The sequence below is a fragment of the Streptomyces sp. Ag109_O5-10 genome, from assembly GCF_900105755.1.
Classification (GTDB): Bacteria; Actinomycetota; Actinomycetes; order Streptomycetales; family Streptomycetaceae; genus Streptomyces.
The window spans coordinates 2,697,727-2,711,004 of the sequence record NZ_FNTQ01000001.1 but is presented as its reverse complement, the minus strand read 5'-3'; the positions used below and the strand labels follow the sequence as shown (position 1 = coordinate 2,711,004).

Here is a 13,278-nt window from a genome sequence, read left to right as displayed (position 1 = left end):
CGGGAGGCAGACCCCCTGTGAGGACGCCGTCTCCTCCCACGCGCAGGGAGTGCGCCCATGCCCCGGTCGGCGGCCGGCTGATCCGGGCCGGTGACGTCGTCCACAACGCCTAGGTCGCCGCCAACCGCGACCCCGCCGCCTTCACCGACCCCCGCGACCTGGACTTCGACCGCGCGGGCGGCCCCCTCCGCGGCCCCCACCCGGCCTTCGGGCACGGCCCGCACCACTGCACGGCCGCGATCACGCCCCGCACGGAGGCCGAGACCATGATCGGCTCGGTCCTCGCCCGCTTCCCCGGCATCCGGCCGCCCGCACCCCCGGACGAGGTCGAGTTCAGGCGGCAGGGGCCTGATCCGCGGACCGCGTACGCTGCCCGTGACCTGGTGACCGGCGCGGGCCGGCGAGGACCGAGGACCGAGGACCGAGGAGGACCCCACCATGCTGACGACCACGTACGTGCCAGGCGCCCCGAACTGGCTGGACCTGGGCACCCCCGACACCGACGCCAGCGCCGCCTTCTACGCGGCCGTCTTCGGCTGGCAGCACCGGTCCGCCGGTCCCGAGGCGGGCGGCTACGGCTTCTTCGAGCAGGACGGCGGGACGGTCGCCGGGATCGGCCCGCTCACCGAGGAGGGCGCGGGCGCGTCCTGGCGGGTGTACTTCCACACCCCGGACGCCGACGCCACCGCCAAGGCCGTGGAGCAGGCGGGCGGCAGCGTCCGGATCGCCCCGGCGGACGTCTTCGCCTTCGGGCGGGCGGCGGCCTTCGTCGACCCCGCCGGCGCGGACTTCGCGGTCTGGCAGCCGGGCGAGACCCGGGGCCTGGATCTCGTCGCGGTCCCCGGCAGCCTGGCCAGGACGGAGCTCTACACCACCGACGCGAACGCGGCGAAGGCGTTCTACGGGACGGTCTTCTCCTGGCAGACGCGGGACGTGCCGATGGGCCCGGGACTCGCCTACACGATCCTCACCCCGGCCGGCGCCGGCCCCGCGGCGGCCCACGGCGGCCTGATGCAACTGCCCCAGGCCAACCTCGACGCCGGATCGACCCCGGAATGGCATCCGTACTTCGAGGTGAGCGACTGCGACGCCACGTTCGCCACCGCCACCGACACCGGAGCCACCGCCCTCATGCCCGTCACCGAGGCCCCCGGCATCGGCCGCTTCGCCATGTTCCTCGACCCCTTGGGCGCCTTCTTCGCCATCATCTCCACGGCCAGGGTCTGAGTCCTCGGCCCCGGACCCCGGCCTGATCCGCGGTCGCGGGCCACCTCAGTTGATCTGCGACACTGTTAAGGCCATGCCTAATCCCGGAGAACTCACTTTCGTAGCGCCGCGCGGTGCCAAGAAGCCGCCGCGGCATCTCGCCGATCTCTCGCCTGCCGAGCGCAAGGACGCGGTGGCCGAGGTCGGGGAGAAGCCGTTCCGTGCCAAGCAGCTGTCGCAGCACTACTTCGCGCGGTACGCGCACGACCCCGAGCAGTGGACCGACATCCCGGCGGGGTCGCGGGACAAGCTGCGGGAGGCTCTGTTCCCCGAGCTGATGACGGTCGTACGGCATCTGTCGACCGACGAGGGGACGACGCGCAAGACGCTGTGGCGGCTGTTCGACGGCACGCTCGTCGAGTCGGTGCTGATGCGGTACCCGGACCGGGTGACCATGTGCATCAGCTCGCAGGCGGGGTGCGGGATGAACTGCCCGTTCTGCGCGACCGGGCAGGCGGGTCTGGACCGGAACCTGTCCACCGCGGAGATCGTCCACCAGATCGTGGACGGGATGCGGGCGCTCCGGGACGGGGAGGTCCCCGGGGGACCGGCGCGGCTGTCCAACATCGTCTTCATGGGGATGGGGGAGCCGCTCGCGAACTACAAGCGGGTGGTCGGAGCGATCCGGGCGCTCACCGATCCCGCCCCGGACGGCCTCGGCCTCTCGCAGCGCGGGATCACCGTCTCGACCGTCGGGCTGGTCCCGGCCATCCACCGGTTCGCCGACGAGGGCTTCAAGTGCCGGCTGGCGATCTCGCTGCACGCGCCCGACGACGAACTGCGCGACACCCTCGTCCCCGTGAACACGCGGTGGAAGGTGCGCGAGGTCCTCGACGCCGGGTTCGAGTACGTCGAGAAGAGCGGGCGGCGCCTGAGCATCGAGTACGCCCTCATCCGGGACATCAACGACCAGGCGTGGCGCGGGGACCGGCTGGGCCGGCTGCTCAAGGGCAAGCCCGTGCACGTCAACCTCATCCCGCTGAACCCGACACCGGGTTCGAAGTGGACCGCGTCGCGGCCGGAGGACGAGAAGGCGTTCGTCGAGGCGATCGCGGCGCACGGTGTGCCGGTGACGGTCCGGGACACCCGTGGGCAGGAGATCGACGGAGCCTGTGGTCAGCTCGCGGCCACCGAGCGGTAATCTGAGGGCGCAGGTACATCTTCATATTCCGACAGGGGAGCGCCACAGCGCTGAGAGTGCGGCAACCGGGCCGCAGACCCTCTGAACCTCGCCCAGGTCATTCTGGGTAGGAAGTTCGGTCATCACTCAAGCTGTTGCGCCCTGCCCGCACCCCGCGGGCAGGGCCGCGTCTCTTCCTGGTCAACCCCAGGAGGAAAACACCAGTGCACACCAGGACCTTCTTGGCCGCGGCCGTCGGGCTCGGCCTCGTCACGCTGTCCGCGTGTTCGTCGTCGTCGGGTTCCGAGGCCGACTCCAAGACCGTCACCCTCGTCAGCCACGACTCGTGGGCCGTCTCCAAGAACGTGCTGCGGGACTTCGAGAAGCAGTCCGGCTACAAAGTCAGGGTCCTCAAGGACGGCGACGCCGGGCAGGCCGTCAACAAGGCGATCCTGACCAAGGACAACCCGCAGGGCGACGTCTTCTTCGGCGTCGACAACACCCTGCTCTCCCGGGCCCTCGACAACGGTCTCTTCCAGCCGTACGAGGCGAAAGGGCTCGGCGCGGTCGGCACGGCGTACCAACTCGACGCGGCCAAGCACCGGGTCACGCCCATCGACTACGGCGACATCTGCGTCAACTACGACAAGGCGTACTTCAGCAAGCACAAGCTGACCCCGCCGACGTCGTACGCCGACCTCGTCAAGCCGCAGTACAAGAATCTCCTCGTCACCGAGAACGCGGCCACTTCCTCGCCGGGGCTGGGCTTCCTGCTCGGGTCCGCCGCCGCGTACGGGGACAGCGGCTGGCAGGACTACTGGAAGAAGCTCCGGGCCAACGGCGTCAAGGTCGTCGACGGCTGGGAGCAGGCCTACAACGAGGAGTTCTCCGGCTCGGCCGGCGGCAAGAAGGCCGGCGGCGACCGGCCGCTCGTCGTCTCGTACGCCTCCTCGCCGCCCGCGGAGGTCATCTACGCGGACCCGAAGCCGAGCACCGCGCCCACCGGGGTCGCGACCGGCACCTGCTTCCGGCAGATCGAGTTCGCGGGGCTGCTGAGCAACGCGGGGAACACCAAGGGCGGCAAGGCGCTCGTCGACTTCCTGGTCTCCAAGGAGTTCCAGGAGGACATGCCGTTGAACATGTTCGTGTACCCGGTGGTGAAGGGCGCGAGCGTGCCCGCCGAGTTCACGAAGTACGGGCCCGCCGCCCAGGACCCCGAGACCATGGCGCCCGACAAGATCGCCGCCAACCGTGACCAGTGGGTCAAGACGTGGACGTCACTCGTACTGAAGTAGCGGTCGGCCGGCGCGGGAGCGCGGCGCGGCTCGGGCTGATGCTCGGGCCCGTCGCGTTCTTCGCCGTCTTCTTCGCCTGGCCGGTCGCGGCGATCGTCACGCGCGGGCTGAGGGTCGACGGCGTGTGGCGGCTCGGGCGGATCGCCGACGTCGTCGGCCAGTCCGACATCCGGCACGTGCTCTGGTTCACCACCTGGCAGGCGCTCGCCTCCACCGCGCTCACCCTGCTGGCCGCGCTGCCCGCCGCCTACGTCTTCGCCCGCCTCGACTTCCCGGGCAAACAGGTGCTGCGGGCCGTGGTGACGGTCCCCTTCGTGCTGCCGACGGTGGTGGTGGGTACCGCGTTCCTCGCACTGGTCGGGCGGGGCGGCCTGCTGGACGAGCTGTGGGACGTACGGCTCGACACCACCGTCTGGGCCATCCTGCTGGCGCACGTCTTCTTCAACTACGCGGTCGTCGTACGGACCGTGGGCGGGCTCTGGGCCCAGCTGGACCCGCGGCAGGAGGAGGCCGCCCGGATGCTCGGCGTCTCCCCCCTGGCCGCCTGGCGGAAGGTCACCCTGCCCGCACTCGCCCCCGCGGTGGCCGCCGCCGCGCTGATGGTCTTCCTGTTCACCTTCACCTCCTTCGGCGTGGTGCAGATCCTCGGCGGGCCGACGTTCTCCACCCTCGAAGTGGAGATCTACCGGCAGACCTCCGAGATCTTCGACCTCTCCACGGCCGCCGTCCTCACCCTCGTGCAGTTCGCCGCGGTCGGTGCGATCCTCGCCGTGCACGCGTGGACGGTACGGCGGCGGGAGAGCGCGCTCAGGCTGGTGGACCCGGCGGTGACGGCGCGCCGGCCGCGCGGGGCCGGGCAGTGGGCGCTGCTCGGCGGGGTGCTCGCCACCGTCGCCGTGCTCCTCGTGCTGCCGCTGGCCGTGCTGGTCCGGCGGTCGCTGGACGGCGGGTTCGGGTACTACCGGGCGCTGGGCGCCGCGGACGGCGGGACCTTCCTGGTCGCGCCGATCGAGTCGGTCGTCAACTCGCTGCAGTACGCGGTCGTCGCCACCGCCGTCGCCGTGGTGATCGGCGGGCTCGCCGCCGCCGCGCTGGCCCGGCGGGACGCGGGGCGCCTGGTACGGGGCTTCGACGCGCTGCTGATGCTGCCGCTCGGGGTGTCCGCGGTGACCGTCGGCTTCGGGTTCCTGATCGCGCTCGACAAGCCGCCGCTGGACCTGCGCCAGTCCTGGATCCTCGTCCCGCTCGCGCAGGCGCTGGTCGGCGTGCCCTTCGTCGTGCGGACCATGCTGCCCGTGCTGCGGGCCGTGGACGAGCGGCTGCGGGAGGCGGCGGCCGTCCTGGGGGCCTCGCCCCGGCGGGTGTGGCGGGAGGTCGACCTGCCCCTGGTGCGGCGGGCGCTGCTGATCGCGGCGGGCTTCGCGTTCGCGGTGTCGCTGGGGGAGTTCGGGGCGACGGTGTTCATCGCGCGGCCGGACAACCCGACCCTGCCGGTCGCCGTGGCCCGGCTGCTGGCCCGCCCCGGTGATCTCAACTACGGCCAGGCGATGGCCCTTTCCACGATTCTGATGGTGGTGTGCGCGGCGGCCCTGCTGGTCCTTGAGCGGCTGCGCACCGACCGGACGGGGGAGTTCTGATGCCGCTTCTCGAACTGGACGAGGCCACCGTGCGGTTCGGCGGACGGGCCGTGCTCGACGCCGTCGGCCTGGAGGTGGCCGAGCACGAGGTGGTGTGCGTGCTCGGGCCGAGCGGGAGCGGCAAGTCGACGCTGCTGCGGGCGGTGGCGGGGCTGCAACCGCTCGGCTCCGGGCGGGTGCTGCTCGACGGCCACGACCAGGCGCGGGTGCCCGCGCACCGGCGGGGCGTCGGGCTGATGTTCCAGGACCACCAGCTGTTCCCGCAGCGGGACGTCGGCGGGAACGTGGCCTTCGGGCTGCGCATGCGCGGCGCCGGGAGAGCGGAACAGGTCGCGCGGGTCGGTGAGTTGCTGGAGCTGGTGGGGCTGCCGGGGGCGGCCGGGCGGGCCGTCGCCGGGCTCTCCGGCGGTGAACAGCAGCGGGTGGCGCTCGCGCGGGCTCTTGCGCCCCGGCCCCGGCTGCTCATGCTGGACGAACCGCTGGGGCAGCTCGACCGTTCGCTGCGGGAGCGGCTGGTGGTCGAACTGCGGGAGCTGTTCGGCCGGTTGGGGACGACCGTGCTCGCCGTCACGCACGACCAGGGCGAGGCGTTCGCGCTGGCCGACCGGGTGGTGGTGATGCGGGACGGGCGGATCGCCCAGTCCGGCACGCCCCTCGACGTCTGGCAGCGGCCCGCGGACGAGTTCGTGGCCCGCTTCCTGGGCTTCGGCAACGTGGTGCCGGCGACCGTCGAGGGAACCGTCGCGGTGACGCCGTGGGGGAAGGTCCCGGTGCCCGAGGGCTCGGCGCAGGGCCATCGGACGCTGCTGGTACGGCCGGCGGGGGTGCGGCTCGTCGCCGCCGACGCGGGGCTGCCCTGCACGGTGGCGGCCCGTACCTTCCAGGGCACCCATGTCACCGTCCACCTCCAGCCCGGGGACGGCCCGCGCCTGGAGGCGGCCTGCGCGCTGCGGGAGGCGCCGGAGGCCGGGGACGCGGTGGGCGTCGAGTTCGACGCGGCGGAGACCGTCGTACTGGACTGAGGGCTTCGCCGGTACGGCCGAGGCCCGTCCCCCGGGGATACGGGGACGGGCCTCGACGGTGTACGGGTGTGGCGAGGGGAGCGTCAGCTGCCGTTCTGCGCCCCACGACGGCGCATGCCGAACCAGACGGCTCCACCGCCGGCCACCACGAGCGCGGCGGCGACACCGGCGATCAGGCCGGTGTTGGAGTTGGCACCGGTCTCGGCGAGGTTCGAGTCACCGACGGCCGGGGACGGGGCGTTGTCCGACCCGGTCGCCGGGGCGGTGCTGTTGCTCTCCGTGGCCGACGGGGTCGGGGAGTCCGACTGGGCCGGAGTGGTCTCGGACGCCGAGGGCGACGGGGTGGCCGAGTCCGACGGGGAGGGGCTGGCGCTCTCGTCGGACTTGCACGCGGTCGACGGGGTCGTCAGGTTGGGCGTGATGTCCCTGTCGATCTTGATGCCCCTGGTGTTGACCACCACGTGGACGCGGTACTCCGCGTTCGGCTTCCAGTCCTCGGAGAAGGAGACCGTGGTGCCCTCCTTGGAGCCCTTGACGGTCTGGGCCTCGCCGACCTGATTCGCGTCGGCGCCGTTGTTCTCGAGGAAGACGGTGATGGTGGCCGGAGTACCGGAGGCGTCGATGTCCTTGACGTTGATGACACCGTTGTTGCCGTCGCACGTGGCTTCGGCGGAGAAATCGGAGATGTTGCACGCGAGGGCGGAGCCGGAGGCGCTGAGCGCCAGCGCGGCCGACGCGGCGGCAACTCCCAGGACGCGCACGGAACGACGTGCACTGCGGCGGGATATGGACACGTTTGTCCTTACTGAGTGCATAACCGAGGGGGGGCTGAGGGGGAGTTGATGCGGCAATGCGGTGAGGCATCAGAATCCCCAAGAGTCCCTCAGGTCTATAAGTGTGCCGTAAGTAGTGTCAACGCATATGCAGTCCACGGATGTTGACTTTACCCGCTGTTTACCTGGTGAGACGTTTCAGCGCTTGTGAAGCTTGCTCGATCCGGTCAACGAGGGCGATACGGGACGCCATCGCGCGCTCCCCCGCGAGCGAGGTCAGCAGCTGCCAGGCCGGCAGCTTCTCGCTCCAGTGCGCCTCGTTCACGAGCACCATCGGGGTCGGCTCACCGCGTGACTCGTAGTAGTTGGGCGTCGCGTTGTCGAAGATCTCCTGTACGGTCCCGGCGGCGCCCGGCAGGAAGACCACACCGGCGTTGGAGCGGGCCAGCAGGCCGTCCTCGCGAGTGGCGTTGGCGAAGTACTTGGCGATGTGCGCGGCGAAGGCGTTCGGCGGCTCGTGGCCGTAGAACCAGGTGGGGATGCCGACCGAGGGGCCGCCGTCCGGCCAGCGCTCGCGGACCTCGAAGGCGGCGCGCGCCCAGTCGGTGACGGACGGCCGGAACGACGGTGTCTTGGCGAGGAGTTCCAGCGCCTCGTCGAGCATCCCGTCGCCGAAGGGCGCCGCGTACGCGCCCAGGTTCGCCGCCTCCATCGCGCCGGGGCCGCCGCCGGTCGCCACCGTGAAGCCGGCCCGCGCGAGCTCCCGGCCGAGCCGGGCGGCGCCGGCGTACTCGGCGGTGCCGCGGGCCATCGCGTGGCCGCCCATCACGCCCACCACCCGGGCGTCGACGAGGAGTTCGTCCAGCGCGTCGGAGACCGCGTCGTCGTGGATCGAGCGCAGCATCGAACCGAATATGTCGCCGTCCGTCCTGGTCTGCTGGACCCAGGCGTACGAACGGGCGTCCGGGGTCGCCTCGTAGCCCGCGTCGAGCGAGTCGAACAGCTCGCCGGGCGTGTAGACGAAGGCGCGGTAGGGATCGAAGGGGAGGTCCGGGACCGGCGGGAACACCAGCGCGCCGGACGCGCCGGCCCGGGCGGCGGCCTCGGGGGACATCGGGCAGCCGAGGAAGACGGCGCCGGAGGTGTCGGTGGTCAGCAGGACGTCCGTACGGTCCGTCAGATCGACGGCCTGGATCCGGTACTGCGCGAGCGTGCCGTGCGTGGCGACGACCTCGTCGAACTCGGCGAGGGACTCGATCTCACGGTCGCGGGCGGCCCGGTGCTGCGGGGGGTTCGGCTGGGCGGGTGTCGGATGCACCCGCCCACTGTAGGCGTCAGCCCTGCACCGCCGCCGGGTCCATCCACACGACCTCCCAGCTGTGGCCGTCGAGGTCCTCGAAGGAACGGCCGTACATGAAGCCCTGGTCCTGGACGTCGTCGTTGGCGGTGCCGCCGGCCGCGACCGCCTTCTCGACCAGCTCGTCGACCTTCTCGCGGCTCTCCGCGCTCAGGCAGATCAGCACCTCGCTGGTCTTCGTCGAGTCGGCGATCTCCTTCTTCGTGAAGTCGGCGTAGCGCTGCTTGCTCAGCAGCATCGCGATGATCGTGTCGCTGATCACGACACAGGAGCAGTCGTCGTTGCTGAACTGCGGGTTGATCGTGTAGCCGAGCTCCGTGAAGAACTTCCGCGACGCGGCGACGTCGTTGGTGGCCAGGTTCACGAAGATCATCTGCTGGTACATGGGGTCTCTCCCTCGGGTGTCGTGCCGTTCGGGGGGATAGACCGGGGGGTGCGGCGAAACTCATCGCACCGGGAGTGGATTTTTTTCGAACGGTTGCTCGTGCGGCCTTTCAGCGGGCGAGCGGGAGTGCGGCGAGCTCCGCGATCAGCAGGGTGAGGGGGCCGAAGAAGGCCAGCAGGGCGCCGGTGCGCAGGGCCGCCGCGCTGCGCAGCACGGTGGCCGGGGCGCCCAGGCGGAGCAGGGCCGCGGTGGTGTCGGCGCGGGACTGGCGGGCCTCGACGGCCGCGGTGAGGAGGGTGGCGACCGTGCAGCCGGCCACCACGAGGCCGCCAAGCACGGTGAGGGGGCCGAAGGCGGGGGCGCTGCCGTCGTCGCCGTGCAGAGCGCTGGTCGCGAAGGCGGCCGACGCCACCGCGCAGACGACGCCGAGGGGGCGGCCGATGCGGGTGGCCTCCGCCATCAGGACGCGGCCGGCGAGGAGTCGGCGGGCGCCGGGGCGGACGGACTGGAGGAGGCGGCCGCAGAGGTGGGTGAGGCCGGGGGCGGCGAGGATCAGGCCGACGGCGGTGAGGACCCAGCCGGCGAGGACACCGGCGGGGCCGCCGGCCAGGCCGCCGGGGAGGGTGGTGTGCGGGGCGGTCTCGGTGACGCCGGCGTAGGACTCCACGGCGAGGCCCGCGGCGAGGACGGCGATGCCCCAGGGGAGGCCGGGGGGCTGGGCGGTGGGGAGGCCGGGGAGCGGGGCCGGGGTGTCATGGGTGGGGTCGGCTGGGGCCGGGGTGAGGGGGGTGTCGCCTACCGGCGCTTGCAGGGTGGTGCCGTCCGCGCCCACCCGTGCCGCCCCAACGGCACGACTGCCCGCGGGGTGCGGGGAGGGCTGGGCGTCGTGCGCGGGGTGCGAGGACGGTTGGGCGTCGTGGGAGAGGTGGAGCGGTGGCTGGGTGCCGTCTGTCGGGTGGAGTGGGGGGCTCGTGGGCTGGGGGCCGGGGGTGGGGCCCCGGAAGAAGCGGGCGCCGAAGCGGCCGTAGGTGCCGAAGGATTCGGGCTTCGCGGTGCGGTCGTAGGCGCCGAAGCGGCCGTAGACGCGGGTGCGGGTGCCGGGGTGGGGCAGGTCGCGGGGGCGGAGGGCCAGGGCGACCGCCGTGGAGGCGAGGACCGGGAGGACGGCCAGGAGGGTCAGGGCCGCAGGTACGGGCAGGGACCTGCCGGCCGCCAGGAAGTCCTTCGCCGCGCCGTCGAAGGGCATGCCCGTGAGGTCGCCGCGCAGGTGGAGGAAGACCAGGAGGGCCAGCACGGAGCCGAGGGCGCAGGCGAGGGCCGTGTTGAGGGCGGCGATCGCCATCAGGCGGGCCGGGCCAAGGCCGAAGGCGGAGAGACCCGAGCGCGGCCTGGCGCCGGGGTCGGTGCGGGCCACCGCGACCGCGAGGTACACCGTGCTGGCGGCCGGGATCGCGCACCAGGACAGACGCAGGAGGGCCGCCGTCGAATGGGCCGGGTGGGTCAGCGCGTAGCCGAGGGCGGACAGGAGGAGGAAGCCCGTGCCCGCCGCCGCCGCGGCCACCAGGAGGCGGCGCAGGTGGACGGTCGGCCGGGCGGCGCGGGTCAGACGGAGACTGAGCACTCGGCCCGGCCTTCCGCTTCGGGGACCGGTGGCAGGTGGACCGTCTTCACCTCGCGGCCGTCGAGGAGCACCACCTTGCGGTCGGCGAGGGCCGCCGTCTCCGCGTCGTGCGTGGCGAGGACGACCGTGATGCCGTGCGAGCGGGCCGCCGTGGTGAGGGTGCGCAGCACGTGGGCGCGGTCGGCGCGGTGCAGCGGGGCCGTCGGCTCGTCGGCGAAGAGGACCGTGGGCGCGGGGGCGAGGGCGCGGGCGATGGAGACACGCTGGCGTTCGGCCTGCTGGAGCTCGGCCGGGTGCTTGCGGGCCTTGTCTCCGACGTCGAGGCGCTCCAGCCACTCCAGCGCGGCCACCTTGGCCCGCCGGCGGCCGGTGCCGCGCAGCATCAGAGGCAGGGCGGTGTTCTCCCAGACGTTCAGTTCGGGGACGAGGGCGGGGGCCGGGTCGATCCAGCCGAAGCGGTCGCGGCGCAGCCGCTCGCGGGCGAACGGGCCCATCCGGTGCACGGCCTTGCTGTTGAACCAGACCTCGCCGTCCTGCGCCGGGACCAGACCGGCCAGGCACCTCAGGAGCGTCGTCTTGCCGCTGCCGCGCGGGCCGCTGACGGCGAGGATCTCGCCCTCGCGCACGCCCAGCGAGATGCCGGCGATGCCGGGTGAGCCGTCCTGGTGGCTGAAGTGCAGGGCGCGTGCCCACAGCACGTCGTTGTCCGGCGGGGCCTCCATGGGCGTACACCTCGGTTCTGATCCGTTTTGCCGTGCCTTCCCACGTCCGGGGGAACGAAGGCTGGGCCGATCGGTCACGTGCACGCTAGGCAGGCCGGGCGGCGGAGCCCGGACAGCACACGGCCCCGGGCCGCCGTTCTCACTCGAACGGACGGCGCCGGGGCCGGATGATCAGACCGCTGATCCGATGATCAGAGCTTGGTCCACGCCTCCGTGAGGGTGGCGCGCAGGATCTGCTCGATCTCGTCGAAGGTCTCCTGGTTGGAGATCAGCGGCGGGGCGAGCTGGACGACCGGGTCACCGCGGTCGTCGGCACGGCAGTACAGGCCGTTCTCGAACAGGGCCTTGGAGAGGAAGCCGTACAGGACGCGCTCGGTCTCCTCGTCGTTGAAGGACTCCTTGGTCGCCTTGTCCTTGACGAGCTCGATGCCGTAGAAGAAGCCGTTGCCGCGGACGTCGCCGACGATCGGCAGGTCGTGCAGCTTCTGCAGGGTGGAGAGGAAGGCGCCCTCGTTGTCCAGGACGTGCTGGTTGAGGTTCTCGCGCTCGAACAGGTCGAGGTTGGCGAGGCCGACCGCCGCGGAGACCGGGTGTCCGCCGAAGGTGTAGCCGTGCAGGAAGGTGTTGTCGCCCTTGTAGAACGGCTCGGCGACGCGGTCGGAGACGATGCACGCGCCGATCGGGGAGTAGCCCGAGGTCATGCCCTTGGCGCAGGTGATCATGTCCGGGACGTAGCCGAACTTGTCGCAGGCGAACATCGTGCCCAGGCGGCCGAAGGCGCAGATGACCTCGTCGGAGACGAGCAGCACGTCGTACTGGTCGCAGATCTCGCGCACCCGCTGGAAGTAGCCGGGCGGGGGCGGGAAGCAGCCGCCCGCGTTCTGGACCGGCTCCAGGAAGACCGCGGCGACGGTGTCGGCGCCCTCGAAGAGGATCTGCTGCTCGATCTGGTCGGCGGCCCAGCGGCCGAAGGCCTCCGGGTCGTCGCCGTGGATCGGGGCGCGGTAGATGTTGGTGTTCGGGACCTTGTGCGCACCGGGAACGAGGGGCTCGAAGGGGGCCTTGAGCGCCGGCAGGCCGGTGATCGACAAGGCGCCCTGCGGGGTGCCGTGGTAGGCGACGGCGCGGGAGATGACCTTGTACTTGGTCGGCTTGCCCTGCAGCTTGAAGTACTGCTTGGCGAGCTTCCAGGCGGTCTCGACGGCCTCACCGCCGCCGGTGGTGAAGAAGACCTTGTTCAGGTCGCCGGGGGCGTGGTCGGCCAGCCGCTCCGCGAGTTCGACGGCCTTCGGGTGGGCGTACGACCACACCGGGAAGAACGCCAGCTCCTGGGCCTGCTTGAAGGCGGTCTCGGCGAGTTCGGTGCGGCCGTGACCGGCCTGGACCACGAACAGACCGGCGAGACCGTCGAGGTAGCGCTTGCCCTTGCCGTCGTAGATGTAGGTGCCCTCGCCCCGGACGATGGTCGGGACGGGCGAGTTCTCGTACGAGGACATGCGGGTGAAGTGCATCCACAGGTGGTCGTACGCGGTGCGGCTGAGGTCCTTCTCGGTCACGGTTATCGGGTTCCCCACATGTAGGTCTGCTTCTTCAGCTTCAGGTAGACGAAGCTCTCGGTGGAGCGCACGCCGGGCAGGGCCCGGATGCGTTTGTTGATGACGTCCAGCAGGTGGTCGTCGTCCTCGCAGACGATCTCCGCGAGGATGTCGAACGAGCCCGCGGTCATCACCACGTACTCGACTTCCGACATGGCCGTCAGCGCGTCCGCGATCGACTCGACGTCGCCCTCGACGTTGATGCCGACCATCGCCTGCCGGCGGAAGCCCACGGTGAGCGGGTCCGTGACGGCGACGATCTGCATGACGCCCTGGTCCAGCAGCTTCTGGACGCGCTGGCGCACGGCCGCCTCCGACAGGCCGACGGCCTTGCCGATGGCGGCGTACGGCCGGCGGCCGTCCTCCTGGAGCTGCTGGATGATGGCGAGGGAAACGGCGTCCAACTGCGGGGTGCCGTTCCTGGACTCGCGGGACGAGTCCCTCTGGTCTGCGCTTCGACTGGCCACGACCTCACTGTGCACGAC

Annotated in this window: 12 protein-coding genes and 1 riboswitch; of the genes, 5 read left to right on the top strand and 7 right to left on the bottom strand. The window is 71.8% G+C overall.

Annotation, left to right across the window (positions count from 1 at the left end):
* The first annotated feature begins 438 nt into the window (after positions 1 to 438).
* From BLW82_RS12295 to BLW82_RS12275, 5 genes are all read left to right on the top strand, one after another.
* Complete coding sequence (locus BLW82_RS12295) at positions 439 to 1,227, top strand: VOC family protein (RefSeq protein ID WP_093498829.1); 789 nt, start codon at positions 439 to 441, stop codon at positions 1,225 to 1,227.
* 73 nt (positions 1,228 to 1,300) lie between these two features.
* Positions 1,301 to 2,407, top strand: a complete 1,107-nt coding sequence (rlmN, locus tag BLW82_RS12290; RefSeq protein WP_093498828.1) for a dual-specificity RNA methyltransferase RlmN — start codon at positions 1,301 to 1,303, stop codon at positions 2,405 to 2,407.
* Between the two features lie 23 nt (positions 2,408 to 2,430).
* Positions 2,431 to 2,538, top strand: a riboswitch (TPP riboswitch).
* 72 nt (positions 2,539 to 2,610) lie between these two features.
* Entirely contained in the window at positions 2,611 to 3,681 is a 1,071-nt protein-coding gene (locus BLW82_RS12285; RefSeq protein WP_093498827.1) for a thiamine ABC transporter substrate-binding protein, read from the top strand.
* A gap of 38 nt (positions 3,682 to 3,719) precedes the next feature.
* Positions 3,720 to 5,318 (top strand): ABC transporter permease, encoded by a 1,599-nt coding sequence (locus BLW82_RS12280; protein WP_093498826.1) that lies wholly within the window; start codon positions 3,720 to 3,722, stop codon positions 5,316 to 5,318.
* Positions 5,318 to 6,340 carry an ABC transporter ATP-binding protein gene (locus BLW82_RS12275; protein ID WP_093498825.1) on the top strand — a complete coding sequence of 341 codons (1,023 nt, stop codon included), beginning with the start codon at positions 5,318 to 5,320 and terminating at the stop codon, positions 6,338 to 6,340. Before BLW82_RS12280 ends, BLW82_RS12275 begins: the two co-directional genes overlap by 1 nt.
* 83 nt (positions 6,341 to 6,423) lie before the next feature.
* Here BLW82_RS12275 and BLW82_RS12270 read toward each other — a convergent pair whose 3' ends face one another.
* The 7 genes from BLW82_RS12270 to BLW82_RS12240 form a co-directional block, all read right to left on the bottom strand.
* A complete protein-coding gene (locus BLW82_RS12270; RefSeq protein WP_093498824.1) occupies positions 6,424 to 7,134 on the bottom strand; it encodes an LAETG motif-containing sortase-dependent surface protein in 711 nt (236 codons plus the stop codon).
* A gap of 160 nt (positions 7,135 to 7,294) precedes the next feature.
* A complete protein-coding gene (locus BLW82_RS12265) occupies positions 7,295 to 8,431 on the bottom strand; it encodes an LOG family protein (RefSeq protein WP_093498823.1) in 1,137 nt (378 codons plus the stop codon).
* Between the two features lie 16 nt (positions 8,432 to 8,447).
* The gene (locus BLW82_RS12260; protein ID WP_093498822.1) at positions 8,448 to 8,855 is read right to left on the bottom strand and encodes a VOC family protein; all 408 of its coding nucleotides are present in this window, start codon (positions 8,853 to 8,855) and stop codon (positions 8,448 to 8,450) included.
* A gap of 109 nt (positions 8,856 to 8,964) precedes the next feature.
* On the bottom strand, positions 8,965 to 10,476 hold the full coding sequence (locus BLW82_RS12255) for a hypothetical protein (RefSeq protein WP_093498821.1): 1,512 nt from the start codon (positions 10,474 to 10,476) through the stop codon (positions 8,965 to 8,967).
* Positions 10,458 to 11,198, bottom strand: a complete 741-nt coding sequence (locus BLW82_RS12250) for an ABC transporter ATP-binding protein (protein WP_093498820.1) — start codon at positions 11,196 to 11,198, stop codon at positions 10,458 to 10,460. The genes BLW82_RS12255 and BLW82_RS12250 overlap by 19 nt, the downstream gene beginning before the upstream one ends.
* A gap of 191 nt (positions 11,199 to 11,389) precedes the next feature.
* Positions 11,390 to 12,772, bottom strand: a complete 1,383-nt coding sequence (locus BLW82_RS12245; RefSeq protein WP_256215772.1) for an aspartate aminotransferase family protein — start codon at positions 12,770 to 12,772, stop codon at positions 11,390 to 11,392.
* On the bottom strand, positions 12,757 to 13,275 hold the full coding sequence (locus tag BLW82_RS12240; RefSeq protein WP_093498818.1) for an Lrp/AsnC family transcriptional regulator: 519 nt from the start codon (positions 13,273 to 13,275) through the stop codon (positions 12,757 to 12,759). Before BLW82_RS12240 ends, BLW82_RS12245 begins: the two co-directional genes overlap by 16 nt.
* Between the last annotated feature and the right edge of the window lie 3 nt (positions 13,276 to 13,278).